The organism is Paludisphaera soli (assembly GCF_011064595.1).
Lineage (GTDB): Bacteria > Planctomycetota > Planctomycetia > Isosphaerales > Isosphaeraceae > Paludisphaera > Paludisphaera soli.
The window spans coordinates 61,051-84,578 of the sequence record NZ_JAALJI010000016.1 but is presented as its reverse complement, the minus strand read 5'-3'; the positions used below and the strand labels follow the sequence as shown (position 1 = coordinate 84,578).

25 protein-coding genes and 1 pseudogene are annotated in these 23,528 nt (G+C 69.6%); 17 read left to right on the top strand and 9 right to left on the bottom strand.

Going from position 1 to position 23,528, the window contains the following annotated elements; all coding sequences use genetic code 11:
• The first annotated feature begins 85 nt into the window (after positions 1-85).
• The 5 genes from G6O68_RS19535 (at position 86) to G6O68_RS19515 (ending at position 3,914) form a co-directional block, all read left to right on the top strand.
• On the top strand, positions 86-2,056 hold the full coding sequence (locus G6O68_RS19535) for an AI-2E family transporter (protein ID WP_165250322.1): 1,971 nt from the start codon (positions 86-88) through the stop codon (positions 2,054-2,056).
• A 108-nt stretch (positions 2,057-2,164) separates the two neighbouring features.
• The gene (locus G6O68_RS19530) at positions 2,165-2,656 is read left to right on the top strand and encodes a CBS domain-containing protein (RefSeq protein ID WP_165250321.1); all 492 of its coding nucleotides are present in this window, start codon (positions 2,165-2,167) and stop codon (positions 2,654-2,656) included.
• Positions 2,653-3,165: a hypothetical protein gene (locus tag G6O68_RS19525; protein WP_165250320.1), complete on the top strand. Its 513-nt coding sequence runs from the start codon at positions 2,653-2,655 to the stop codon at positions 3,163-3,165. The genes G6O68_RS19530 and G6O68_RS19525 overlap by 4 nt, the downstream gene beginning before the upstream one ends.
• A 45-nt stretch (positions 3,166-3,210) precedes the next feature.
• Positions 3,211-3,480: a DUF883 family protein gene (locus G6O68_RS19520; protein WP_165250319.1), complete on the top strand. Its 270-nt coding sequence runs from the start codon at positions 3,211-3,213 to the stop codon at positions 3,478-3,480.
• A complete protein-coding gene (locus G6O68_RS19515) occupies positions 3,459-3,914 on the top strand; it encodes a phage holin family protein (RefSeq protein ID WP_165250318.1) in 456 nt (151 codons plus the stop codon). The genes G6O68_RS19520 and G6O68_RS19515 overlap by 22 nt, the downstream gene beginning before the upstream one ends.
• Before the next feature lie 130 nt (positions 3,915-4,044).
• Here G6O68_RS19515 and G6O68_RS19510 read toward each other — a convergent pair whose 3' ends face one another.
• Positions 4,045-4,944: a hypothetical protein gene (locus tag G6O68_RS19510; RefSeq protein ID WP_206108149.1), complete on the bottom strand. Its 900-nt coding sequence runs from the start codon at positions 4,942-4,944 to the stop codon at positions 4,045-4,047.
• Between G6O68_RS19510 and G6O68_RS19505 the strand changes: the two genes are divergently transcribed.
• A complete protein-coding gene (locus G6O68_RS19505; protein WP_165250316.1) occupies positions 4,943-5,410 on the top strand; it encodes an SMI1/KNR4 family protein in 468 nt (155 codons plus the stop codon). The genes G6O68_RS19510 and G6O68_RS19505 overlap by 2 nt on opposite strands.
• 105 nt (positions 5,411-5,515) lie before the next feature.
• Here the strand turns inward: G6O68_RS19505 and G6O68_RS19500 are convergent, their stop codons facing one another.
• A complete protein-coding gene (locus tag G6O68_RS19500) occupies positions 5,516-6,034 on the bottom strand; it encodes a hypothetical protein (RefSeq protein WP_165250315.1) in 519 nt (172 codons plus the stop codon).
• Between the two features lie 321 nt (positions 6,035-6,355).
• On the opposite strand from G6O68_RS19500, the gene G6O68_RS19495 reads away from it, so the two are divergent.
• The 3 genes from G6O68_RS19495 to G6O68_RS19485 all read left to right on the top strand — a co-directional run bounded on the left by G6O68_RS19495 (position 6,356) and on the right by G6O68_RS19485 (position 8,476).
• Positions 6,356-6,850, top strand: coding sequence for a hypothetical protein (locus G6O68_RS19495; RefSeq protein WP_165250314.1), 495 nt, complete (start codon positions 6,356-6,358; stop codon positions 6,848-6,850).
• Between the two features lie 155 nt (positions 6,851-7,005).
• Positions 7,006-7,752 (top strand): 2,3-diphosphoglycerate-dependent phosphoglycerate mutase, encoded by a 747-nt coding sequence (gene gpmA / locus G6O68_RS19490; RefSeq protein WP_165250384.1) that lies wholly within the window; start codon positions 7,006-7,008, stop codon positions 7,750-7,752.
• 181 nt (positions 7,753-7,933) lie between these two features.
• Positions 7,934-8,476 carry a DUF1697 domain-containing protein gene (locus G6O68_RS19485; RefSeq protein ID WP_165250313.1) on the top strand — a complete coding sequence of 181 codons (543 nt, stop codon included), beginning with the start codon at positions 7,934-7,936 and terminating at the stop codon, positions 8,474-8,476.
• A 10-nt stretch (positions 8,477-8,486) separates the two neighbouring features.
• Here the strand turns inward: G6O68_RS19485 and G6O68_RS19480 are convergent, their stop codons facing one another.
• From G6O68_RS19480 to G6O68_RS19455, 6 genes and pseudogenes are all read right to left on the bottom strand, one after another.
• Positions 8,487-9,044 (bottom strand): sugar O-acetyltransferase, encoded by a 558-nt coding sequence (locus G6O68_RS19480; protein ID WP_165250312.1) that lies wholly within the window; start codon positions 9,042-9,044, stop codon positions 8,487-8,489.
• Between the two features lie 25 nt (positions 9,045-9,069).
• Positions 9,070-9,348 (bottom strand): annotated as a pseudogene (locus G6O68_RS19475) (hypothetical protein); the annotation flags it as partial.
• A 12-nt stretch (positions 9,349-9,360) separates the two neighbouring features.
• Positions 9,361-9,819 carry a hypothetical protein gene (locus G6O68_RS19470; RefSeq protein ID WP_165250310.1) on the bottom strand — a complete coding sequence of 153 codons (459 nt, stop codon included), beginning with the start codon at positions 9,817-9,819 and terminating at the stop codon, positions 9,361-9,363.
• 22 nt (positions 9,820-9,841) lie between these two features.
• The gene (locus G6O68_RS19465; RefSeq protein ID WP_165250309.1) at positions 9,842-10,045 is read right to left on the bottom strand and encodes a DUF5989 family protein; all 204 of its coding nucleotides are present in this window, start codon (positions 10,043-10,045) and stop codon (positions 9,842-9,844) included.
• A 19-nt stretch (positions 10,046-10,064) separates the two neighbouring features.
• Positions 10,065-10,481, bottom strand: coding sequence for an SxtJ family membrane protein (locus G6O68_RS19460; RefSeq protein ID WP_165250308.1), 417 nt, complete (start codon positions 10,479-10,481; stop codon positions 10,065-10,067).
• A gap of 19 nt (positions 10,482-10,500) precedes the next feature.
• Positions 10,501-12,357, bottom strand: a complete 1,857-nt coding sequence (locus G6O68_RS19455; RefSeq protein WP_165250307.1) for a carbamoyltransferase family protein — start codon at positions 12,355-12,357, stop codon at positions 10,501-10,503.
• A 285-nt stretch (positions 12,358-12,642) separates the two neighbouring features.
• On the opposite strand from G6O68_RS19455, the gene G6O68_RS19450 reads away from it, so the two are divergent.
• On the top strand, positions 12,643-13,428 hold the full coding sequence (locus G6O68_RS19450) for an exosortase-associated EpsI family protein (protein ID WP_165250306.1): 786 nt from the start codon (positions 12,643-12,645) through the stop codon (positions 13,426-13,428).
• A 6-nt stretch (positions 13,429-13,434) separates the two neighbouring features.
• Here the strand turns inward: G6O68_RS19450 and G6O68_RS19445 are convergent, their stop codons facing one another.
• The gene (locus G6O68_RS19445) at positions 13,435-13,704 is read right to left on the bottom strand and encodes a hypothetical protein (protein WP_165250305.1); all 270 of its coding nucleotides are present in this window, start codon (positions 13,702-13,704) and stop codon (positions 13,435-13,437) included.
• A 599-nt stretch (positions 13,705-14,303) separates the two neighbouring features.
• Here G6O68_RS19445 and G6O68_RS19440 point away from each other — a divergent pair.
• The 7 genes from G6O68_RS19440 to G6O68_RS19410 all read left to right on the top strand — a co-directional run bounded on the left by G6O68_RS19440 (position 14,304) and on the right by G6O68_RS19410 (position 23,498).
• Positions 14,304-16,685, top strand: coding sequence for an exopolysaccharide transport family protein (locus G6O68_RS19440; RefSeq protein ID WP_165250304.1), 2,382 nt, complete (start codon positions 14,304-14,306; stop codon positions 16,683-16,685).
• Between the two features lie 102 nt (positions 16,686-16,787).
• Entirely contained in the window at positions 16,788-17,756 is a 969-nt protein-coding gene (locus tag G6O68_RS19435) for an exosortase/archaeosortase family protein (RefSeq protein WP_165250303.1), read from the top strand.
• On the top strand, positions 17,753-18,586 hold the full coding sequence (locus tag G6O68_RS19430; RefSeq protein ID WP_206108147.1) for a WecB/TagA/CpsF family glycosyltransferase: 834 nt from the start codon (positions 17,753-17,755) through the stop codon (positions 18,584-18,586). Before G6O68_RS19435 ends, G6O68_RS19430 begins: the two co-directional genes overlap by 4 nt.
• A complete protein-coding gene (locus tag G6O68_RS19425; RefSeq protein ID WP_165250302.1) occupies positions 18,576-19,196 on the top strand; it encodes a D-glycero-alpha-D-manno-heptose-1,7-bisphosphate 7-phosphatase in 621 nt (206 codons plus the stop codon). The genes G6O68_RS19430 and G6O68_RS19425 overlap by 11 nt, the downstream gene beginning before the upstream one ends.
• Before the next feature lie 22 nt (positions 19,197-19,218).
• The gene (locus G6O68_RS19420) at positions 19,219-20,499 is read left to right on the top strand and encodes a glycosyltransferase family 4 protein (protein ID WP_165250382.1); all 1,281 of its coding nucleotides are present in this window, start codon (positions 19,219-19,221) and stop codon (positions 20,497-20,499) included.
• Positions 20,500-20,544: 45 nt separating this feature from the next.
• Entirely contained in the window at positions 20,545-22,053 is a 1,509-nt protein-coding gene (locus G6O68_RS19415) for a hypothetical protein (protein WP_165250301.1), read from the top strand.
• The gene (locus tag G6O68_RS19410) at positions 22,053-23,498 is read left to right on the top strand and encodes a hypothetical protein (protein WP_165250300.1); all 1,446 of its coding nucleotides are present in this window, start codon (positions 22,053-22,055) and stop codon (positions 23,496-23,498) included. Before G6O68_RS19415 ends, G6O68_RS19410 begins: the two co-directional genes overlap by 1 nt.
• Positions 23,499-23,528: the final 30 nt, after the last annotated feature.

Genomic DNA, 23,528 nt, shown 5'->3' with positions numbered 1-23,528 from the left:
GGTGGGGAAGGAGATAAGCCGACGTCCGGCTCCGGGACCGTCCCGGATCGTCTCCCATCGCGCCCAAACCCGAGACTCGACCTCCATGAACCTCGACGTCGCCACGACGCGGCTGCTCCGCATGATCCTGATCGGCGGCACGATCATCATCGCGATGTCGCTCGCGGCCGAGGTCCTCAAGCCGGTGGCCCTGGCGATCCTGGTCACCTTCCTGCTGGCACCGGCCGTCACCCGGCTGGAGCGGCTGGGTCTTCCCCGCATCGCCAGCGTGGCCGCGGTCCTGATTTTCATGATCGTCGCGGTCGGCGGCGTCGGCTACGTGGTCGGCCAACAGTTCGCCGAGCTGTCCAAGGAAATCCCGGTCTACCAGAAGAACATCAAGGAGAAGCTCACCGGGCTGAAGCCCGGCGAGGAATCCTCGCTCGACCGCATGTTCGGGGCCGTGGCCGAGCTGGAGGAGTCTTTCGCCACCGATGAGGAGCGGACCGCCCAGCCGGTCCGGATCGTCGGCGGCAACGACCTCTGGCACGAGATCCACACCTATCTCGGGCCCTTCGAATCGATCATCGCCCTGGTGGGCATCGTGCTGCTCCTGGTCGTCTTCCTGCTGTTCGAGCGTGAGGACGTGGGGAACCGGATCCTCCAGCTCGTCGGCTCCGGACAGATCGGCGTCACCACCAAGACACTAGCCCAGATCGGCCAGGGCCTGAGCAGCTACCTGACCGCCCTGGCCCTGGTGAACGTCGGCTTCGGCACGGCGATCGGCCTGGGGGCCTGGGCCATCGGCCTCCCCTCGCCGGCCCTCTGGGGGTTCCTGTCGGCCCTCTTTCGGTTCGTCCCCTACGTCGGCACGATGATCTCGTTCGTCTTCCCGTTCACGATCGCGATCGCGAACTCGCCCGGCTGGGGCCAGCCGCTCATGGTCCTGGCGCTCTTCGCCGCGTGCGAGGTGGTGGTCAACAGCATCGAGCCCCTGCTCTACGGCAAGAGCACCGGCATCTCGCCGATCGGCCTGCTGGTCGCGGCCATGTTCTGGGCCTGGCTCTGGGGCCCGCTCGGCCTGCTGCTGGCCAACGCCCTGACGGTCTGCCTGGCGGTCGCCGGCAAGTCGATCCCCGGCCTGAGCTTCCTCGGCACCCTGCTCCGCCACGACGTCGAGGTCGCCGACGACATGCGCTGGTATCAGCGCGTCCTCAGCCACGACCTGGACGGCTCGCTGCAGCTGCTGGACGACGCCGTGAAGGACCGCTCGTTCGAGGAGGTCTGCGACCGGATCCTCATCCCGACCCTCTCGCGGGCCGAGCACGACCGCAACCACGACTTCGTCGACAACCGCGACGTGGCGTTCATCTGGAAGGTCGTCCGCGACTGGCTGGACGACGTCGCCGAGCGCGACGACGTGACCATGACCGCCGCGGCCCCGACGGCCACCGTCGCCGGCCCCGTGCCGATCCCGAACCCGGCCCCGTCGTCCACCCCGGAGAAGGCCCCTCGCTCCCCCCGGGCGCTGGCCCGCGAGGCCCGGCGGCGGCTCCTGGCGAAGTTCCGGCCCGTCGGCCAGCCGGCCGTCTCGGCCGCGCCGATCCTCGACGTCGACCCCCTCCCCTCGCTGGGCGCGCTCGACCTGACGGTCCGGCCGATCGTCGGCCTTGCGACCGGCGGCGGGGCGGACTCGCTGGTGCTGCGGATGCTCAACATGCTGCTGCAGCCCTCGGGCGTCCGGGTGCACATCCTGTCGGCCGGCGGCTCGTCGCTCCAGGTCACCGACAAGGTCGCCCAGCTCGACCCGGCCCTGATCCTGATCTCGCACCTCCCCCCCGTCGGCCTGACCCGCGCCCGCTACCTGACCAAGCGGATGCGCGCCCGCCACGCCGACACCCCGGTCGTCTTCGGCTACTGGGACGTGGAGGCCGAGACCCCCAAGGTCGTCGAGAGCCTGAAGCCGGCCTCCGCCAGCCGGGTCGTCCTCTCGCTGGCGTCGGCCCGCGCCCTGATCCTCAACCGGGCCCCGTCCCCGTCCGAGGCGGGCGCCCTGGCCGAGGTCGGCCGGAACTGACCCGCGAAACTCGGCACGGAATCTGCACTATAGTTTGAACCGACGAGCGATCCTCGCCCGCGACGCGGCGCGTGGAGATCGCCGAGTCCGCTTTCCTGGAGCCCGAACATGAGCGCCGGTTCGCCCGATCCGATCCCTGACGTCACCCCCGAGGATCTGACCGCGGCCGACGTGATGACCCCCGTCGTCCGATCGTGCTCCCCGTTCAGCTCGGTCACCGAGGCCGTGATGATCTTTCGGGAGAACGACAGCGACGTGGTCCCGGTGATCGACGCCGGCAAGCCCGTGGGCATCGTCATCGACCGCGACGTGGCCCTGGCCGTCGCCGACTCCCCCGACCTGGCCGACCGCCCCGTCTCCGAGGTCATGGCCACCGACTTCCCCACGGTGTCGGTCGCCGCCCACGTCGACGAGGTCCTCAACACGATGTCGGCCGCCGGCTCCCGACTGGCCCTGGCCGTGGACGAGGAGGGGAACCTGGCGGGCCTGATCTTCTGGGCCGACCTGGCCCGCCGACTGGCCCTCGACGAGGCGTGCGCCCCCGTCTCGCCGCCCTCGGGGCCGGATGATGACGCAACCGTCGAGGTGACCCAGCCGTGAGCGACGTCGACGAGATCCGCCGCCAGATGGCCCTGATCCGCCGCGAAATGCACACCAGCGTCTCCAACGTCGTCAGCGACGTCGAGGACGCGATGGACTGGCGGTCGGTCATCCGCAACCATCCTTACATCGCGCTGGGCGCCGGCCTGGCGGTGGGCTACCTCGTGGTCCCCCGCCGCAAGAAGTCGCGCCCGGTGCTGCAGGTCCCCGCCGGCTTCGCGGCGACGACGGCCGGCGCGTTCCCCGAGCCGCTCGCCTTCCAGGCCCCGGCCCCTCCCGCGAAGCCGGGCAAGTCGCTTGGCCGCCGCCTGCTTGGCTGGGGGGTCGGCATGCTCTGGCCGCTCGTGGGCCAGTCGGTCCAGGCCTACGCCGCGGTCTGGCTGGAAGACCAACTCAAGCAACACCTGAACCTCAAGCCTCCCGGCGATTTCGTGCCTCCCTCCTCCTCCGGGAGGCCGGGAGAGCCCTACGACGGCGAGGCCGCACGTCGCGCCGCCCGGCGCGCCTGAGCCGGCCCGCCCGCACCCTTTTTTGACGCGCAAAGGAGACTCCTCATGGCTTCCCAGATGTTCGGCGGATGGGCCGGCAGCGCCCGGCAACCGGTCGAGAACGCCCGCCAGGCCCTCGGCGAGGCCGGCGAGGCCGCCCGCCGCGGCTACGACGACGCCAGCCGCCAGGCCCGCCAGGCCTACGAGCAGGTGGAAGACGTCATCGAGCCTTATCGCCAGTCGCTCGAGGACGCGATCGTGTCCAATCCCGTCAAGGCCGTCGGCGTTTCCCTGGCCGTGGGAGTCCTCCTGGGATGGCTCATCAAGCGTTCATGAACGATCCGAGGAGGGCCCCGGCCCCCGCCGGCCGGTCGAACGGCACCGGCCTGATCGAGAACGTCAGCTCCTTCGGCAACGACGTGGCCTCGCTGGCCGCCTTGCAGGGCCAGCTCGCCGCGGCCGACGCGAGGGAGAGCTTCCGACGCGCCATCCCCTCGATCGCCGGCCTGGTCGTCGCCATCCTCCTGGCGATCGCCGGCGTCGGCGTCGTGGTCGCGGGCCTGGCCCTCTGGATCGCCGAGGAGGCCCAGATGAAGCCGGCCGTCGCGCTCATGCTCACCGGCCTCGGCGCGCTGGTGCTGGTGGCCCTGCTGGCGGCGATCTCGGTCCGGTTCCTGAAGTCCAGCTTCTCCACCTTCCGGCGATCCTCCGAGGAATTCGAACGCAACCTCGCCTGGGTCAAGACCACCCTCTCCTACAGCGGACGCTGATCACGGCCGCTGATCTTTGATAGATGCACCGCACAGCCACCCCCGACGCCGTCGGCCCGCACCATGGACCGGCGGCGTCGCTTCGCGCGCGGAGGGGGCTCGCCTCTCGGTCCGTCCGCAAGGGCCTCGGCTAGGCGGGCCTCCAGATATCGTGGAGAGCCGCAGGCCAACCCATCCGTCGGCGCCACGCCTTGAAGTACGTGCGGTCGAAGACGCCAGCCAGCTCCCGCGGTTCATCGAGCGATCGGATGACGACGGTCAGGGACTTGCACTCGGAACCGCGGACGAAGAAGAAGAGGCCGGAAATGGCTTCCACCATGATGTGGGCGACCACATCCGGCCGCCGCCACGAGAGGGGCGTCAGACCGATTTTCAACTCGCCTCGCCCGCGATTGCGGGTCCACACGCTGGCGAGTAGCAACTCCAGGTCGTTGCGGACCAGGTAGTACCGAATCCGCTTGTCCAGGGGGCCATTTGGAAGGCGTTCGCGATCCTTGGGCCTATATGGAAACGCGTACACATCCCGCCACGGCAGGTTTGTTCTCGTGTACTGGAACGGCTGTCGCGGGGGGTGCTTGATGAGATCCGATACCCGCCATAGTGCCGGGTCAGCCAGAGGATACTCCGGGCACCGCAGCCCTTTCGGCCGACCGATGACGAGCACGTCGCCGGATTCGTCCAGAATGTCGCCCTGATCCAGGTCGACGAGGAAACGTTCCGAACCGAAGGGCCGAAATCGCATCGACGACATCCCCCGCATCTCACGGCCTATCCCGGCGGACGATGCGCCGGACGACTTCAGGTCATCTCGAAACCACCGGCTCAGGCTCGACGACCTCGTCTCTCTCCTCATCGACAGTCCGACATGGATCATTGGTTCGGATGAGGGAAAATCGACCCCGCGAGAGGCCTGTCGCTCGATCCGGGATACATCGACGTCCCGACCGTCGGCACGATTCACGGCGGTGCCACCGCGCCCCCAAGGATCGGAGAGGTTCGACGAACCCAGCCGGGGAGATCGCACGATCATGAAGAAGGTCGGCAGGAACAACCCGTTCGGGGTCACGGACGGCCGCGCCAAGCCGGCGACCGAGGCGCAGGTCGCAAGACTGGAGAAGCGTTTGGGAGCGAGGCTACCGGAGGACTATCGCCGTTTCCTGATGACGATCAACGGCGGCCGCCGGCCGGGCGGCGGCTGGGAGGTCCCCGAGCATGATGTGTTCATCGATACGTTCTATGGGCTGCGGGGTGATTTCTACGACCTGGCCGACGCCGTCGCCCGCGTCCTTCGGCGAGAGCCGGGCACCACCCACCTGCCACCCAACGCGATCCCGATCGGATCCGAGCTGGGCGGCACCCGGATCCTGATGAAATATCGCGGGGAGGCCGTCGGTTCGATCTGGTGCAAGGCACGAAGAACCTCAGGAAGTCGAAACCGTCCAAGAGGCGTGACCAAGTCATCAAGATGCTGGAGGATCGCCTGGCGTCACCCATGAGCACGCCCGGCTCCGTGCGCAAGCTCAGGATTCGTCGGAAATGACCAGGCGGCCGTCTGGTCAGAGTGCTCCATCCCATCAAATGGTCTTCCCACGGCCTCCGATTCATCCTCGTTCGGGCGCGTCTTCTTGGGGCGGCGTGACGAGCCGCAGTCGATAACCCCGGGTCATCCAGGCACCGACCAGCGCGGGGAGGAGGAGCGGGGGCGTCATCGCGGCATAGACGATGAGGAGCGCCGGCCATCCGGTCCCGACGAGGCCGAAGCGGTGCAGCTCGATCTCGTACTGACGCGGGCCTCGATAGAAGCCCACCGTGAGGTCGAGATACTCATGGAGCATGGAAGGCGCCAGGGACGCGACGCCCAGCAGGAGCAGGATCGCCGCGCCGCCGACCAGGCCGAGCGTGACGAGGGCGAGGGAGACCTCCCCCCGATGCACCAGCCGAGCGATCGCGAGCGCCAGGCAGGCGGCGGCGAGGTTGGCCGTCGGCAGGGCGCCGAAGTAGGCGATCCGCACGCTCAAGCTCGGCTCCGTCCTCAGAGCCGCGAGCACGCCGAAGTCGACGGCGAGGAGCGCGACGATCAACATGAAGCCGGCGACCGTGAAATGGACGTTTCGGATCATGGTGTTTCCCGTCGGCGGCGTGGATCAGTTCAGGAACCCGGCGTTGGGTCGAAATCGCGCGTGCCCCCCAGCAAGCGGGACGGATCGGCATTAGACCCTCGACAACGCGGCGAGTCCAAGGAAAAATTCGGACTCGCGGCGTCGGGCGGGAAGGCCCCGACGCCGGGGAGCCTCCGATCCGGTGGGGATCCGTGGCGCCAGCAGGCTCTTGCGACCGGGTCGGAGGCGGGGACGAATCCAGGAGTCTTTTCGTGATCCCGTCCCCGGTAAAGTGGACGAACTGTTCGGATCGCTTCCCAGGCCAGGCGCGAGGAAGGCTCGATGCGGCGATGGAGATTCAGCACGCTGATCCTGCTGGTGGTCATCTTCGCGCTCGCTTTCGCCCTGGCCGCCCAGCAGCGACGCGAGGCCCGGCTGAGGATGGCCCTCGACGTCTACCGAGACCGCGGCCAGGAGAAGATCCTGGATCAACTCGACAGGCCGCTCGCCCTGGACTATCCCGAGGATACGCCGCTGGAAGTCGTGTTGAAGCAGATCAAGACCAGGACCGCCGGGGCCATCCGGCCCGGCGGTATGCCGATCTACGTCGACCCGATCGGGCTGTCGGAGGCGGACGCGACGATGCGGTCGCCCGTCAAGCGGCCGACGCCCGAGGACGAGCCGACCTTGGGCGAAGACTTGCGGAGGATCCTCGACCCCCTCGGGCTGGCCTGGAAGGCCGAGGGGGGATTTCTCATGATCACTTCCAAGGAATCGCTCGACCAGGAGAAGGCCGCCGACGACCCCTACCTGAAATATCGAGACGCGCTGAAATAAGCCCGTCGGCGTTCGGGCTCCCGCCCCACGTCGAGGCGGACGCGACCGTCGGGAGTCCGGGCCGGTCGACCCCGCGCCGCGTTGACCGCGCCACCGGCGGAAGGGACAATGGGCCGATGCGGCCCGCGCCGCCGGATCCCTATCGAGGAGGAATGATGCCGAAGATCGTGCTGCTGCGTCATGGCGAGAGCATCTGGAACAAAGAGAACCTGTTCACGGGCTGGTACGACGTCGACCTCTCGGACCAGGGGAAGGTCGAGGCCAAGAAGGCGGGCGAGCTGCTGAAGGCGGAGGGGTTCACGTTCGACGTGGCGTTCACCTCGGTCCTCAAGCGGGCCATCCGCACCCTCAACATGGCGCTCGACGAGCTGGACCTGCTCTGGATCCCCGTCGAGAAGTCCTGGAAGCTGAACGAGCGGCATTACGGCGCGCTTCAGGGGCTGAACAAGGCCCAGACCGCCGCCAAGTACGGCGACGAGCAGGTCCTCATCTGGCGTCGCAGCTACGACACGCCCCCGCCCGCCCTGGAGGAGTCCGACCCCCGCTACCCCGGGTCCGACCCCCGCTACGCCGACCTGACCTCGGCCGAGATCCCCAAGACCGAGTGCCTCAAGGACACCGTCGCCCGGGTCCTGCCGTACTGGAACGACACGATCGCCCCGGCCGTGAAGGCGGGCAAGAAGGTCGTCATCGCCGCCCACGGCAACAGCCTCCGGGCGCTGGTGAAGTACCTCGACGGGATCTCCGACGAGGACATCGTCGGCCTCAACATCCCCACCGGCATCCCGCTCGTCTACGAGCTGGACGACGACCTGAAGCCGATCAAGAGCTACTACCTGGGCGACCAGGCCGAGATCGCCGCCAAGGCCGCCGCCGTCGCCGCCCAGGGGAAGGCGAAGTAATCCGGCATGCCCATCAGGGGATGAGGGGAGCCGGCAGGTCGGACGCTCGGACGAAGCGACGGCAGGCCGGCCCGTCCCTCCGCGCGGCGTTCGTGCTCGTCTTCCCCCTCATCCGGCCCTTCGGGCCACCTTCCCCCGCGAGGGGGGAAGGGATTCATGATACGGTCGAGAGACTCCGCGCATGCCCGTCTACATCGCCCTATATCGCGGCCTGAACGTCGGCGGCAAGACGACGGTCAAGATGGAAGCCCTGCGCGCGATGCACGAGGGACTCGGGCATCGGGGCGTGAAGAACTACATCCAGAGCGGCAACATCGTCTTCGCCAGCGACGAGCCCGCCGAGGACCTGGCCAAGGCCTGCGCGGTGGGGTTCGCGCGGGCCTTCAATTTCTCGGCGCGGGTCATGCTCGTCGAGGCCTCGCGCTGGATCGAGATCGTGGACGGCAACCCCTACGCCGAGGCCGCCGAGGAAGACCCGAAGTCGGTCCACGTCGGCGTCTGCCTCGGCCAGCCGGACGCGAAAGGCCTGGCCGCCTTGCTGGCGAAGGCGAAAGGCCCGGAGGCGTTCGAGATCCGAGGGGACGTTGTCTACCTCCACGCCCCCGACGGCCTGGGCCGGTCGAAGTTCGCCGAGGGGATGGAAAAGGCGGGCGGCGTGCCGATGACCATGCGGAACTGGCGGACGATCGAGGCGCTCTGGGCGATGGCCGAGGAGACCGCCTGAGGGCTCGCGGTCACTCCGTGATCTCGCGGATCACCCGGCAAGGGTTGCCGGCGGCGAACACCCCCTCGGGCACGTCGCGGGTGACGACGCTGCCCGCGCCGATGACGGATCGCGAGCCGATCCTGACCCCGGGGCAGATCACCGCCGCGCCGCCGACCCAGACGTCGGCGCCGATCTCGATCGTCTTGGCGTACTCGTGCAGGCGACGCTCGGCGGCGTTCATCGGGTGCATGGCCGTGTAGATCTGCACCGAGGGGCCGAACAGCGTGAAGTCGCCGATCTTGACCTGGGCGACGTCGAGCACCACGCAGTTGAAGTTGAAGAAGACCCGCTCGCCCAGCAGGATGTTGGCCCCGTAGTCGCAGTAGAACGGCGGCTGCATCCAGACCGAATCGCCCCCCGCGCCGAACAGCTCGCGGAGGATCCGCCGGCGCTCGTCGACCTGGGCCTCGCGAGTGGCGTTGAGCGCCTGGCAAAGGTCGCGGGCGCGATCGCGCCCGGCGACCAGGTCGGCGTCGAAGGGGTCGTACATCGCGCCCGCCAGCATCTTCTCGCGTTCGGTCGGCATCTCGCCGTGCCTCCCCAGCCTTCGGTCAATCGCCGTAGCGTGACCCCAGCCCGTACCCTTCCAGAAAAACGCCCAGGGCCGAGCGCTCGGAGTCGTTCAGTTCGGCCGGTCCCCAGAGCAAATCCGGAGCCGTCAGGTACTCCTCGGGGCTCAGCAGAAGCAGGCCGCCGCAGGCCGGGCCGATCTCCAGAACTTGGTCTCTGTAAAGGACCATCTCGAGCTTGTGCTCTCGGTCCCAGGCGGGCTCCCAACCCAGCCCCACCGGGCAGAGCCCGCGCGACTCGACGGCGTGGATGGCGACGCCGTCGAACGAGACCTAGGGGCCCAGTTCCTCGGCCGTGCGGCCCTCGGGGTATTCCTCGCCCTCGAACCATACGGAGACCCTCGCGCGGGCGTGGCGGTAGTACCGCAGGAGGGCGTTGCAGGCGTTCCGGCAGACGACCTCCTCGCGGTCCACGAACCTTCGGTACGTCTCCGACTGAGCGGGGGAGGGTCCGGCCCCCTTCTCGACGTCGACGGCCACCGCGTAGACCCCCAGGGCCTGGAGGGCGCAATGGACGTCGCTATGGCGGCGGACGCGGGCCAGGGACGACCCGCACCGCTCCCAGTCCCGGACCCACCGCCGCTCGGGCTCGTCGAGGAGCGCGACGGCCGCGTCGGGGTCCGGATACCAGAAGGGCCGCAGGAAGGGGAACCGGCGGAACGTCACCAGCCCCGATCCGCCCGCGTCGCGATAGAGCCGCCCGAAGGGCGGGTGGTCGACGGCTTCGGACATCGGCTCCGCTCCGCCAAGGTCCTCAGAACAGCGTGTAGATGAACGGAGCGGCGGCCGTGGTGGAGAGGAAGATCAGGACGCCCAGCAGGAGCATCACGACCACGATCGGCAGCAGCCACCACTTCTTGTTCTGCTTGAGGAACGCCCAGAACTCGGCGACGAGGCTCTCGCCCTCGGGCTCGGCGGCGGCCTTCTCGAACTCGGTGCGGGGGGGGATCTCGCTCATGGCTGCCCTTCGAGTCTTATCAGAACTGCTTGAAGTAACGCCGAGGGTCGGTCGGGGTCGCCTTGGGGGCCCAGTAGGTGGCGGCTTCCGGGCGACGGCTCCGCTCCAGCGCGTCGCGGCCGATCAGCTTGAAGACCAGGGCGATCGGCGTGAACAGCCCGTAGTACATGAGCCCCAGCATCAGGAGCGAGATCGTCCAGCCGATCGGGAACGCCAGCACCATCCAGGCGACGTAGATCGGCTTCAGCGCCTTCGGTGCGGCCAACCCCAGCAAACCTCCGGCCAGGGCGACGCCGCCGAGGATCATCCCGGCGGTCTCGTGGCCGCGGTAGAGGCCCTGGTAGAGCGCGATCGCGCCGAAGAAGACCAGCCAGATCGCGGCGAACTGCCGCAGGGTCTTCGCGGTCGGGTCGAATTGGACGTCGGACCACTGCATGTGCGGGCGTCCTCGGGCGTCAGTCGAGCTGGAACTGGGAGAGGTAGCGTTCGCGGACGCTCGCGCCGGCCTCGCGCGCGGCGTCGTCCTTGAGGATCACGTAGTCCTCGAGGACCAGGGCGTCCATGTCGGTCGCCAGGAAGCAGCGGTAGGCGTCCTCGGGGGTGCAGACGATCGGCTCGCCCCGGACGTTGAAGCTGGTGTTCACCAGGATCGGGCAGCCGGTCTGGCGCTCGAAGGCCTCGATCAGCCGCGCGAACCGGGGGTTGCGCTCCTCGTCGACGGTCTGGAGCCGGGCGCTGTAGTCGACGTGGGTGACGGCCGGGACCTCGGAGCGGACGACGTTGACGCGGCGACGGAGGTCCGGGTCCTCCTGCATGGTCTTCAACAGCTCGGCGTCGACCGGCGTGCGCTTGTCCTCGCGGACGGGCGCGACGAGGAGCATGTACGGGCTCTCGTGCTTCGGGTCGATGTCGAACCAGTCGGACGCGCGGTCGCGGAGGACGGCCGGGGCGAACGGGCGGAAGCTCTCGCGGAACTTGATCTTGAGGTTCATCGTCGCCTGCATGGCCGGCGATCGGGGGTCGCCGATGATGCTCCGCCCCCCCAGCGAGCGGGGGCCGAACTCCATGCGGCCCTGGAACCAGCCGACGATCTTCCCCTCGGCCAGGATCGAGGCGACCTGCTCGTCCAGCTCGGCCTCGGTCTCGCAAGGCGAGGCGTCCACCCCCTTCCCCGCCAGGAACCGGCCGATCTCGTCGTTGGTGAAGCGAGGTCCGAGGAAGCTGCCGCGCTGGGAGTCCCGCCCCCGCGGGTCGCGGGGCTTCTCCAGGAGCTGGTGCCAGACGAAGAGAGCCGCGCCGAGGGCGCCGCCGGCGTCGCCGGCCGCGGGCTGGATCCAGACGTCGTCGAACGGCCCCTCGCGGAGCAGCCGGCCGTTGGCGACGCAGTTGAGCGCCACGCCGCCGGCCATGACGAGGTCCTTCGCGCCGGTCTTCCGCGCCGCCTCGCGGCCGATCCGCAGGACCACCTCCTCGGTCACCCACTGGATGCTCGCGGCCAGGTCCATGTGGCGCTGTTCGAGGTTCGATTCGGGGGGGCGAGGCGGCCCGCCGAACAGCTCGTGGAAGCGGTCGCCGGTCATCGTCAGGCCCTGGCAGTACTGGAAGTAGTCCATGTCCAGCCAGAACGAGCCGTCGGGCTTGAGGTCCATCAGCCGTTCGAGGATCGCATCCTTGTAGATCGGCCGGCCGTAGGGCGCCAGGCCCATCAACTTGTATTCGCCGCTGTTGACCCGGAAGCCGCAGTAATAGGTGAAGGCCGAGTAGAGCAGCCCCAGCGAGTGCGGGAAGGCGATGTGGTCGAGCAGCTCGATCCGCGAGCCCTCGCCCACCCCCAGGGTCGTGGTGCTCCACTCGCCGACGCCGTCGAGCGTGAGGATCGCGGCGCGGTCGAACGGGCTGGGGAAGAAGGCGCTGGCGGCGTGGCTCTCGTGGTGGTCGGTGAAGACCAGGCGGGCGCGGCTGCCGTCGCCCAGCTCCCGGCGGATCATCCGCCGCATGTGGAGCTTGTCCTTCAGCCAGAGCGGGATCGCCAGGCGGAAGCTCTGGAAGCCCGAGGGGGCGTAGGCCAGGTAGGTTTCCAGGAGGCGTTCGAACTTCGTGAGCGGCTTGTCGTAGAAGGCGACGTAGTCGACGTCGGCCGCGGTGAGGCCGGCCTCCTCCAGGCAGTAGGCGACCGCCCGCGAGGGGAACGCCGCGTCGTGCTTGACGCGCGTGAACCGCTCCTCCTGGGCGGCGGCCGCGATCCGGCCGTCCACCACCAGGGCGGCCGCGCTGTCGTGGTAGAACGCCGAGATACCCAGGATGGCCGTCATGCTCGTCCCCGTTGCGATCCCTCTTCGCGGGCCGAGGCGTGCCGAAGCCCCGACGAGCGCCAGGTTAACATGAGGGCCGCCCCGCGACCAGTTCGGCCGCCAGGGGGGATGGCGAGTGGACGCCGCCCCGTCGCGGACCTAGATGTTTTCTATAAACTTTCGCGACATTCCCGTCCATGCGGCCTTGATGGGCCGATTCCGGGCATGGCATAATCGCCAGAGGCGGTCGCGCCGGGCCGAATCGGTCCGCGCCGCGACCGTCGCCGGGCACCGAGGACCGCGTCCATGGAGAACGCCTTGATCGACCAGCCGGCCGCGACGCTCCCGGACGCCGAGACGCGACGCCCCACCCCGCCGACGCCCCGCCCCGCCGCGAAGTTCGACCTCCGCTGGGTCGTGATGATCGGTATCCTCCTGGGAGCCTCCGGCCTGATCCGCTACGGCCGCGACCTCCAGTTCCAGGCGATCGAGGACCAGAGCAAGATCGCGCCGTTCCCGCTCAAGGACCTTCCCACGGTCCTCGGCGGCTGGCGGATGGTCGAAGGGGCGGAGACCGTCCTGGACCCGCAGATCGCCCGGATCGCCGGGTCGAGCGATCACGTCGTGCGGACCTACGAGAATGCGGAGACGGGCGAGAAGGCCTCGGTCCTCGTCCTCTACGGCCTGGCACCGCTGGTCTGGGGCCATACGCCCGAGATCTGCTATCTAGCCACCGGCTACAAGACCGTGGCGGACCCGCGCGACATCTCCATCGCCCTCGCGGAGCCCGCCGCCGCCGTCCCCTTCCGGCAGGCCGTCTACGGCCTCTTCCAGGGCGGCGGCTCATCCTACCACGACGTGTATTACTCGTTCCGGAACGCCGGCGAATGGACCCCGGATATGGGCATGCACTGGAAGCGATTCCGCAGCCATCCGGGGATGTTCAAGATCCAGATCGAACGCCAGGTCAAGGATGCTCGGACGATCGACAAGAGCTGCCACGACCTCCTCGCCGCGCTGGTGACCGAGATCGAGACCCGGCTCAAGGCCGGCCCGTCGGCCGTCGCCCCCGCGGTCGCCTCGGCCGAGTAATCGCGTTCAGGGCGTTTGGAACTCTTCCGGAGAGCCGTTCGGATCCGGCCCCCCCTCCCAGCCGGCCGCGCGAGCGACCACCGTCGACAATCCGTAAGCCGCCGCCCCGACGCCGCCCACGACGAGCATGGCCGCCAGGGCCGGCAGCAGGGCGATCGCCAGGGCGATCTGGACCACACGAGCCGCCAGTTCGAGCCCGCGAGTGGGCTCCTCGACCGGCTCGCGATACGACTCGGGGGCGTTCGCACGCCTCGTCGCCAGAATCTGAGCGATCATGGCGTCGCTCCTTCCCAATTCTTGGGACCCGAGGGCCGCACGCCCCGCCGGGTCGAGTGGATCGCGTCGGACGTGAGCCGTGGCGGGTCGCCCTGTCGGTCGCCCCGCGCGACGAGCCTCCTAGGAGGTCGATCGGCCGGTTCACCGCAAATGTAGCCCGCAAATCCTCAATCGGGGCGAATCACCGCCGCAGAGGCCGAAAGATCGCGCGTTTCGCCCGCCGGTCGGCAGCCGTTCGTCGTTTCCCGGCAACGCCATGACACGCCAGGCCCTCATACCGTAATCATACGGGCCAGGCTTGGAAATTCCATCGCCCTGAGAACTTAGCCAGGTTGGGAAAGCTAGATTTTTGAAGAAATTCGCCAGCACGCATCCAGGCGGAGGCGTGTGCAATCGAACACCTGGATTTCGTTTGACGGCCTCGAACGCATTGGATTACAGTTTCACGATGGACGGTCCCAAGGCGCGGCGGATCGGCCGCAGGATCCGACGGCGGCCCTGAGCCCCTCGGGGACCACGTCGGTCGCCTCGACCGGCCGGGCGGAGCGACCACGTCGAGCGCGGCTTTCCGCGACCTCACCACCCTTGAGAACCACCAGATGGACACTTCCGACAGGCACGATTCGACATTGCCGGCTCGGTCGCCCTGGCCCGGGTTCGCGGCCCCCGCCCGCGTCGCGCCGAGCTTCGGGGGCGGCTCGCGCGAGCTGGCGACGGCGGGCGCGCCGACGATGCAGGTCAACCCGACCAGCATCCTCCGGGGCCTGCTCCGGAACTGGTGGAAGATCCTGGGCCTCTGGCTGCTGGCGTCCGCCCCCCTGGTGTACCTCATCTACACCCTAGTGAAGCCGACCTACGTCGCGTATAGCACGATCCGGGTAGACCCCACACAGCCGGAGCTATTCGGCAACGGGAGCAGCAACGCCTCATCGATCGAGCGGAACATCGAGACCGAAATCGCTTCGGTGAAAAGCGACCAGGTGCTGGACGACGCCCTTGGTGAAGTCTCCGAACTCCCCTTCGTGAAGGAATCGCAGTCGCCCCGCACGGATCTCAAAGAACGGTTGTCGGTGTTCAACCCGAGGAACACGTACTTCATCCAGGTCTCCCTGGAGTTGAACGAGGCCCAGTCCGCCGCCGCGATCGTCAGAGCCGTGGTCGCGGCTTACTTAGAATTTCAGGCCCGTCAGTCTACGTCCGGCGACAAAGACCTGCTCAAGAAGATGGAGGACTACCTGACGTTGCTGGACAACGAGCGGGAGAAGAAGACCGTCGAGCTGGCCAAGCTGATGGACCTGGGAACGGTCTCCGTCAAGGACCTGCAAGCACCGGTCGAGGCCGCGACGAAGGGGGTGGGCGTGACCGAGGAGGCGCTGAGGGACCTGAGCCTGAGCGACGTCTCGATCGAGCAGTACCGGAAATATAAGGACAAGCTGCTGGAAATCCGCGTCCAGCTCTTCGAGGCCAAGACCCTCCTGGAGCAGCGCACGGCCGACTTCCAGGAGGGCGGCGCGACCGAGGTCGCAGCTGGCGTCCCGGCCCTGTCCGAGGCCGAGCTGGCCGAGCGCATCAAGGCCGTGTTCCTCGCCGACCCGGGGGTGGCCGACCTCCGCGACGAGATTCTTTCGGTTCAGGACCGGCTCTCGCACGTCGAGAAGAACGCCCGCAAGGCGAACGATCCCTCGAAGCGGGCCCACGAGGCCCAGCTGAAGAAGCTCCAGGATCAGCACCACGAACTCTGGAAGAACCGGTACGCCTCGATCCGGGACGACATCCTCGCGATGGCCGACGGCCAAGCGCCGACGCCCGTGGGCGTCGAAGGCACTTCGCGGTCGATTCAAGAGCTACGCGCCGAGGTGGAATCGCTGGAAACCAAGCAGAAGAGCCTGGTCGACGTGCTGGCGCAGGCCGAGGGCGAGACCAAGAATTCGAATTCGGACACCTTCAAGGCGCAGCGTCTGCAGGCGCAGATCGACAGCTATACAGCGAACGAGCAGATTGTCCGACGCCGGCTCGAGGATTTGAAGTTCCGGACAGACCGTGGCATGGTCCGGGTGACCCTGGTGGACCCCGCGAAAGTACCCTCGGCGCCGTCGTCCAGCAAGCGGCTCAAGCTCATGGCGGCGGCCCCGATGGGGATCCTGGTGCTGGTGCTGGGGATTTTCTCGCTGCTGGAGGTCCGGGCCGAGCGGGTGGGGGATCCCGACTCGCTCTCGACCCGGGTCCAGTCCGAGGTCTACGCCCTGCCGCCGATCCCCATGAGTCGCTCTCAGCGGCGGCTGGGGGCGCCCGGCGACGACGACCAGATCGACCGCTTCATCCAGCGCCTGGACCACCTGCGGTTCGCCGTCTGCGGCGACCATCCCGAGGTCGGCCTGGGGCGTTGCGTGCTGATCAGCAGCGCCGTCGGCGGCGAGGGGAAGACGACGCTGGCGGCCCAACTCGCGGCCCGCTGCGGCCACTCTGGCCACTCGACCCTGCTGATCGACGCCGACCTCCGCCGCGGCGCCCTCAGCACGCTGCTCGACGTGGCCGACGGGCCCGGCCTGAGCGACTTGATGACCAACGAGGAGCTGAACGTCGAGGACCTGGCCATCCCGGTCCAGGGGGGGACGTTCCACCTTCTGAGCGCCGGGACCCCGACCTCGGACACCAGCCGGGTCTTCCAGGGGCGGGCCTTCGGGATGCTGATCGCCCGGCTCCGGCAGCTCTACGACCTGATCATCATCGACACCCCGCCGATCCTGCCGGTCCCCGACGCCCTGATCATGGGCCGCTGGACCGACGGCGTCGTCCTGGCTTCGCGGTACGACGTCAGCCGGGCGCCCCAGGTGGAGCGGGCCCGCCGCCAGCTCGACCTGGCCGGGATCCCCGTCTTGGGGACGGTGATCAACGGGATGCGGACCTCGGACTCGTACTACGGCCGCTACACCTACAGCCGGCCCGGGGGCGCCACGCCCGACCCGGCCTCCACCGGCTGATCGGACGCGACCTAGGATTTCCCCGAGGGGATCGCGGCCGACGCCCGCCGCCTTCCCGATTCGATTCCACCACCTTGAAGCCGCCCATCGAAGGGGACTCCTTTGTCCGAACTCCCCATGTACAACCCCCCGGCGGACCCCTCCCGCCCCGCCGGGCCGGCGTCGGGCCGGGACCTGCCCTGGCTGCCGGCGGCGCTGCTGGGCGCGGGCCTGCTGGCCTTCGCCTACGCCCCGAACGTGCTCTCGCTGGTCACGATCTGGAACAACGAGCCCAACTACTCGCACGGGTTCCTGGTCCTGCCGATCGCGGGTGTCATCCTCTGGCGGCGGCTCGTGGACCGCCCCTACGCATGGGCCCCCTACCACGCCTCCTGGGGGACCTGGGCGCTGCTGGGCCTCCTCCTCGCGGCCCGGGCGGCCGCGTACGAGCGGGGGATGAACTGGGTCGAGACGGCGACCCTGATCCCCGTCGCGGCCTGCGTGGTCTACGCCCTGGGGGGCCCCGCCCTGTTCTCGCGGGCCTGGCCGGCGATCGCCTTCCTCGTCTTCATGCTGCCGCTGCCGCCGTCGCTCAACATGACGGTCTCGCTGCCGCTGCAGCGGATCGCCACGGCAGGGAGCTGCTTCGTGCTCCAGCTCACCGGGCTCTGGGTGGTGCCCTCGGGCAACGTGATCAACCTGTCGACGCCGAGGGGCCCGCAGCAGCTCGAAGTCGCCATGGCCTGCAACGGCCTCTCCATGCTCATGACGCTGGCCGCCACCGTCACGGCGACGGTCATCCTGATCCCGATGCCCACATGGAAGCGGGTCGTCGTCCTCCTGAGCGCCCTGCCCATCGCGCTGGTCAGCAACATCGCGCGGATCGTCGCCACCGGCTGGTGCTACTACTACATGGAGGGCGAGCTGGCCCGGCAGCGGTCGCACGACTGGTCGGGCTTCTTGATGATGCCCCTGGCCCTCGTGCTCGTGGGCCTGGAGCTGTGGATCCTCTCCTGGCTGGTGGACGACGCCGAGGCCGAGGCCGCCTCGCGACCCATCGACCTGGTCGCCACCCGTCAGAGGCGTTCGTGAACGTGGACGTGGACCTGAAGCCCGAGGCGGGCCCCATCCCGGACGCGGCCGATGCCGTATGGGTCTGGGGCGTCCCCTTCGCCCCGGTGACGCTGGACGAATCGGTCGCGGCGATCGACGCTCTGATCGAGCGCGGCGAGCCCTCGTACTTCATCACTGCGAACCTCCACTACGTGATGCTCACTCACGAGCATCCCGATCTCGCCGCGATCAACCGCGGCGCCGCGTTCATCGTCGCCGACGGGGCGCCGATCGTCCGCGCGACGCGGAAGCGGCCGGCGGCCCTGCCCGAGCGCGTCGCCGGCGCGGACCTGATCTTCCACCTCTGCGAACTCGCGGCGCGGAAGGGGCGGCGGCTGTTCTTCCTGGGCGCCCCTCCGGGCGTCGCCGAGGAGGCCGCCGCCAGCCTGACCGCCCGCTACCCCGGCCTCCAAGTGTCCGGCACCGCCTGCCCCCCGTTCCGCAAGCTCTCGGACGAGGAGCACGAGGCCCTGCTGGCCCAGATCCGCGAGGCCCGGCCCGACATCCTGTTGGTCGCGTTCGGCCAGCCCAAGGGGGAGCGCTGGATCGCCGAGAACCACCGCCGGATCGGCGTGCCGGTGAGCGTCCAGGTGGGCGCCTCGCTGGAGTTCGCGGCCGGCCGGTTCGCCCGCGCGCCGAGATGGATGCAGCGCACGGGCCTGGAGTGGGTCTTCCGGATGCTCCAGGAGCCCCGCCGGCTGACCTCGCGGTACGCCCGGAACGCCGCGTTCCTCGGCCGGATGCGGCTCCGCGAGTCCCTCCGCATCACCGGCCGCCCCCCCGGCGAGGCCCCCGCCCGTGAGCGTTGAGCGACCCTCGCGGGAACTCCGCCCCGCCGTCTTCCTCGACCGGGACGATACGATCATCGTCGACGTCCCCTACCTGGCCGACCCGGCGGAGATCCGCCTGCTGCCCGGCGCGGCCGCGGCGATGGGCGTGCTGCGCCGGGCGGGGTTCGTCCTGGTTTTGGCGACCAACCAGTCGGCCGTCGGAAGGGGGATCATCACCGAGGCCCGCCTGGGCGCGATCCACGACGAGCTGGAGCGACTCCTCGCCGAGCAAGGCGCGGCGCTCGACGCGATCCGCTACAGCACCCACGCCCCCCCCCGAGGCGATCGCCTCTCGGTCGAGGATCCGGACCGCAAGCCGGCGCCCGGCATGCTCCTGGGCGCCGCCCGCGAGATGGGGCTCGATCTCGAGTCCTCCTGGATGGTGGGCGACAAGATCACCGACGTTTTGGCCGGGCTCAACGCCGGCTGCCGGAGCATCCTCGTCGGATCCAACGCGACGCTCGCCGAGCTGCCGACGGCGGCCGACCCCGGCCGGGTCTTCGCCGCCGCCGACCTCGCCGCCGCCGCCTCGCTGATCCTCCTGCATCGCGAAGCCCCCGCCGCCGCCGCCCCCTCGGAGGTCCCCTGAGAACGTGAATGAGCCCCAAGCGATCGAGGCCGACGCGCCCGCCGCCGCCCCCGACGCCGCGCCGCCGCGCGTCGCCTATCTCGTGAACACGTATCCGACCACCAGCGGCAGCTTCATCCGGCGCGAGATCCGCGGGCTCGAGGCCCAGGCCGGGCCCGTCTCGCGCTTCACGCTCCGGCGCTGGAGCACCCCCCTCGTCGACCCCGACGACCGGGACGAGGACCTCAAGACCCGGGCGGTCCTGGAACAAGGCGCCCTCGGCCTGGCGAAGGCGCTCGCCCGGTCGGCGTTCACGCGGCCGGGCCGGTTCGTGCGGGCCCTTCGGCAGGCGGCCGCGCTGGGTAGTCGCGGCCGAAGCTCGGGCCAGGGGACGCTCCGCCATCTCATCTATGTGGCCGAGGCCTGCGTGCTGGTCGACTGGCTGGACGAGGCGAGGGCCGATCACGTCCACGCGCATTTCGGGACCAACTCCACGACCGTCGCCCTGCTCTGCCGGACGTTAGGCGGCCCGCCGTACAGCTTCACGGCGCACGGGCCGGAGGAGTTCGACAAGCCCCACGCGCTGGCGCTCGACCTGAAGGTGAAGGGCTCGGCGTTCGCCGTGGCGGTCAGCGAGTTCGGCCGCAGCCAGCTCAGCCGATGGGTCGACTACGACCAGTGGCCTAAGCTCCAGATCGTCCACTGCGGGCTCGACCCGACGTTCCTGCACGCCGAGCCCACGCCGCCGCCGGCCGCGCGCCGGCTCATCTGCGTGGCTAGGCTCGCCGAGCAGAAGGGGCTGCCGATCCTCATCGAGGCGGCCGGGAGGCTCAAGGCTCAAGGAGTGGACTTCGAGCTGACAATCGTCGGCGACGGCCCCCTCCGGGGCGAGATCGAGGCCCTCATCGCCCGCCTCGGCCTCGGCGATGCGGTCCGCCTCCTCGGTTGGAAGGGGGGCCCCGAGGTGAAGGACCTGATCCAGAACCATCGGGCGATGGTCCTCCCCAGCTTCGCCGAGGGGCTCCCCGTCGTGATCATGGAGGCCCTGGCCCTGGGCCGGCCGGTCATCACGACCTGGGTCGCCGGCATCCCGGAATTGGTCCGCCCCGGCGAGAACGGCTGGCTCGTGCCGCCCTCGTCCGTCGACGCCCTCGCCGAAGCCATGCGCGAGGCGCTCGACGCCCCGGTGGAGACGCTCGGCGCCATGGGCCGTCGCGGCGCCGCCCGCATCCGCGAGCGTCACGACGCCATCACCGAATCCGCCAAGCTCCTGGATCGGATCCGCGCGAGCCTCGCCCGCGAACCTCGCCCCGACGGCGCGTGACTGCAACGCGGAAGCGTCGCAGCCCCCGCCCCGGCGAGGTGTCCCATGGCCAAGATCCGCCCCGACTTCTCGTTCGAGCGCGAAGGCCGGCCCCTGTCGGCCTGGATGCTCGACCTCGTCGCCGACGAGGCTTCGACCCGACTGAAGGCGGGCGAGGTGATCCAGGCCATGTCGCACGGCTTCCCCGACGTGCACGCCGACCTGAGCGATTTGGACTGGGAGGAGCACGGTCGGATCGACGCGCAGGATGAGCGGCTCCGGCAGGCCGTACGCGAGGCGGTCGACACCCCGGATTTCCCGAGAACCGAGTTCGTCCAGCGGGTGATCGCCCACCGGATCGTGGTCACCCACGACTGGCTCGATCGGTGCACCCGGGCGAGTGCGCAGCTCGACAAGGAGCCCGAGGAGCGGCTGAAACGGCTGGTCCTCCGCATGCAGGCCGCCGGCGACGACGAGGAGCGGGCCCAGGCGGGCCGCCGCTTCGCGCGCTGGCTCTGCGCGAGCATCGATCGGGACAGCAAGGCCCAGGAGGACATTTACGCCGGATCCGAGGCGATGAACTCCGCGGGGGTGTCGTCGGCCTTCGTCTTCGGTTCGCTGGGTTCCGCCCTGCTGGCCGACCGGGACGGCCTTCGGGCCATGCTGGAGGACGAGGCGACCGAACGCGAGGCGGTCGACGCCCTGGAGCGGATCGGCCCCGCGGCCGCGTCCTTCGCTTCGGAATTGCTCGCCCGGCTCGACGCGAAGGCCGACCGTCATGGTTTCGACGGCTCGCGGCCGCTGGGCTCGATCGGCCGCGAGGAACCGGGCGTGGTGGACGCCTTGCTGGAGCGGCTCCGGTCGGGCTCCAGGTCGGTCCGCGTTGGCGCGGCCGAGTGCATGGCCTGGGCGGGGCCCCCCCTCGCGGGCCGGCTCGACGCGGCGATCGGCCTACTCAGGGAGGCGACGCAGGAGCCCGACGTGAACCTGGCCGCGATCGAGGCACTCGCGTCGCTCGGCCGCGACCGCGAGGACGTCCTGAACCAGATCCTCGAACTCGCCGCCCCGCGACCGCCGCGATGGATCGACTCGGAGGACGCCTTCGGGGGTCGCTACGACGCCGTCCAGTACGAGCGCGGCGTCGCCCTCGACGCCCTGCGGCATTTCCGCGGCTTCGCAAGTCGCGTCGTCCCGGCGCTGGTCGCCGCGCTCGATTCGTTTGATGAGTACGACCCGGATCGCGGCTATCGCGGCGAGCACAGCCGAATCTGCGAGGCGCTCGCCGCCTTCGGCCCGGAGGCCGCCCCGGCGCTCCCCCGCCTGCTGGGCTTCCTGGAAGCCTGCCTGCGCGCGCCGGTCGAGGACCGCACGCCGCCGAGCGACGTCTTCGAGGTCCTGGCGGCGATCGGCCCCGCCGCCGCCGAGACCCTCCCGATGCTGGAAACGCTCCGCAGAGAAGGCTACGACGACGAGGAGCCAAGACCCTTCGACCGCAACGACCCGCTGGACGCGGCGATCCTCACGCTGCGCGGCGAGTCCGAAACCGAATCGCGATCACCCGGCGAGGCGAACTGATGGCGAAGCTCCGCCCCGACTTCTCGTTCGAACGCGAAGGCCGCCCCCTGTCGGCCTGGCTGATGGACCTCGTCGCCGACGACCCGAGGAGCCGGCTCAGGGCCGGCGACGTCCTCTATGGCATGTGGTTCGGCGTCCCGTACGCCCATACGGATCTCGCCGACCTGGACTGGGATGAGTACGGCCGGAACCCTGGCCAGAACGAGCGATTCGGCCGGGCCGTGCGGGAGGCCGTCGCCGGACGCGACTTTCCCCTGGCGGGCTTCGCACGCAGGCTGATCATCGCCGACCTGGCGAAGCAGCACGAATGGCGTCGCTTCCGGCGCAAGTCGCGCGAGCGGGCCGCCGCGGAGCGCGACGAGGTCGCCGAAGCGATCGTCCGCCGCCTGGCCGACGCCGGCGACGCGCCGGATCGGCGGGCCGAGAACCGCCGCCTCGCCGTCGCGCTCTGCCCAAGCCTGGACGGCCGCGACGACGTCGAGGCGATCCACCAGGCGGACTTCGCCGTGCACCTGGTGGTGGGGGCCGTGGACGCGGCCCTGCTGGTCGATCGGCCGGCCCTCCGCGCTTGGCGGAACCTGGACGTGCTGCGTCGCATCGGCCCCCCGGCGATCGAGTTCGCCCCCTCGCTGATCGACGATCTGGACGCCTGCGGCGAATCCCACGGTTTCAAGGGGGCCGCGGCCCTGGGATCGATCGGCCGGGACGACCCGGCGGTGGTCGCCGCGCTCCTGGGCCGGCTCCGGTCGGGGACCGCCCCCTTGCAATTCCATGTGGCCGCGTGCCTGTACCACGCCGGCCCCGCGCTCGCCGGCCGCCTCGACGAGGCCGTGGAACTCCTCATCGAGCTGACCCGTTCGGACGAGGGACCGAGCTACCACGTCACCGAGGCCCTCGGGTCGGTCGGCCGCGGCCGCGAGGACGCCCTGGGACGCCTCCTCGAAATGGCCTCGTGCAAGCCACCTCGATGGATCGCCGACCCATCCGGCCCGGACGGACGGAGCGATGGGACCATGTACGAGCGTGGGCAGGGCCTCACGGCCCTCCGCTTCTTCCCGCGCTTCGCCTCACACGTCGTCCCGGTCCTGATCGAGGCGATGGACTCGTTCGAGGAATACGACCCCGACTGGACGTACAACGGCGCCTATGGACGGATCTGCCACACGCTCGCCGCGCTCGGGCCCGAGGGGGCGGCGGCCGTCCCTCGCCTGGTCGCCTATCTCGAAGGCTACCTGCGACAGCTTCAGAACGGGAGGGAGGATAACGACGACTGGCCCAAGGCCGTGTTCCGGGCTCTGGCCGGAATCGGGCCCACAGCCGCAGCCGCCCTCCCCGTCCTGGAAGCACTGCGTTGCGATCGCGAGGCCGAGAACGGATCGGGCGAGCCGTCGCCGCTCGATCGGAGCGACGACCTCGACGGGGCGATCCTGGCGATTCGCGGGTGATCGCCCCGCCGAAGTTCGAAGTGTGGGGGG

What these genes read in the sequence shown, in the direction of transcription:
- G6O68_RS19535 (WP_165250322.1), top strand. Translation starts at nt 86, where the DNA reads ATGAACCTCGACGTCGCCACGACGCGGCTGCTCCGCATGATCCTGATC.
- G6O68_RS19530 (WP_165250321.1), top strand. Translation starts at nt 2,165, where the DNA reads ATGAGCGCCGGTTCGCCCGATCCGATCCCTGACGTCACCCCCGAGGAT.
- G6O68_RS19520 (WP_165250319.1), top strand. Translation starts at nt 3,211, where the DNA reads ATGGCTTCCCAGATGTTCGGCGGATGGGCCGGCAGCGCCCGGCAACCG.
- G6O68_RS19515 (WP_165250318.1), top strand. Translation starts at nt 3,459, where the DNA reads ATGGCTCATCAAGCGTTCATGAACGATCCGAGGAGGGCCCCGGCCCCC.
- G6O68_RS19505 (WP_165250316.1), top strand. Translation starts at nt 4,943, where the DNA reads ATGAAGAAGGTCGGCAGGAACAACCCGTTCGGGGTCACGGACGGCCGC.
- G6O68_RS19510 (WP_206108149.1), bottom strand. Translation starts at nt 4,944, where the DNA reads ATGATCGTGCGATCTCCCCGGCTGGGTTCGTCGAACCTCTCCGATCCT.
- G6O68_RS19500 (WP_165250315.1), bottom strand. Translation starts at nt 6,034, where the DNA reads ATGATCCGAAACGTCCATTTCACGGTCGCCGGCTTCATGTTGATCGTC.
- G6O68_RS19495 (WP_165250314.1), top strand. Translation starts at nt 6,356, where the DNA reads ATGCGGCGATGGAGATTCAGCACGCTGATCCTGCTGGTGGTCATCTTC.
- gpmA (WP_165250384.1), top strand. Translation starts at nt 7,006, where the DNA reads ATGCCGAAGATCGTGCTGCTGCGTCATGGCGAGAGCATCTGGAACAAA.
- G6O68_RS19485 (WP_165250313.1), top strand. Translation starts at nt 7,934, where the DNA reads ATGCCCGTCTACATCGCCCTATATCGCGGCCTGAACGTCGGCGGCAAG.
- G6O68_RS19480 (WP_165250312.1), bottom strand. Translation starts at nt 9,044, where the DNA reads ATGCCGACCGAACGCGAGAAGATGCTGGCGGGCGCGATGTACGACCCC.
- G6O68_RS19470 (WP_165250310.1), bottom strand. Translation starts at nt 9,819, where the DNA reads ATGTCCGAAGCCGTCGACCACCCGCCCTTCGGGCGGCTCTATCGCGAC.
- G6O68_RS19465 (WP_165250309.1), bottom strand. Translation starts at nt 10,045, where the DNA reads ATGAGCGAGATCCCCCCCCGCACCGAGTTCGAGAAGGCCGCCGCCGAG.
- G6O68_RS19460 (WP_165250308.1), bottom strand. Translation starts at nt 10,481, where the DNA reads ATGCAGTGGTCCGACGTCCAATTCGACCCGACCGCGAAGACCCTGCGG.
- G6O68_RS19455 (WP_165250307.1), bottom strand. Translation starts at nt 12,357, where the DNA reads ATGACGGCCATCCTGGGTATCTCGGCGTTCTACCACGACAGCGCGGCC.
- G6O68_RS19450 (WP_165250306.1), top strand. Translation starts at nt 12,643, where the DNA reads ATGGAGAACGCCTTGATCGACCAGCCGGCCGCGACGCTCCCGGACGCC.
- G6O68_RS19445 (WP_165250305.1), bottom strand. Translation starts at nt 13,704, where the DNA reads ATGATCGCTCAGATTCTGGCGACGAGGCGTGCGAACGCCCCCGAGTCG.
- G6O68_RS19440 (WP_165250304.1), top strand. Translation starts at nt 14,304, where the DNA reads ATGGACACTTCCGACAGGCACGATTCGACATTGCCGGCTCGGTCGCCC.
- G6O68_RS19415 (WP_165250301.1), top strand. Translation starts at nt 20,545, where the DNA reads ATGGCCAAGATCCGCCCCGACTTCTCGTTCGAGCGCGAAGGCCGGCCC.
- G6O68_RS19410 (WP_165250300.1), top strand. Translation starts at nt 22,053, where the DNA reads ATGGCGAAGCTCCGCCCCGACTTCTCGTTCGAACGCGAAGGCCGCCCC.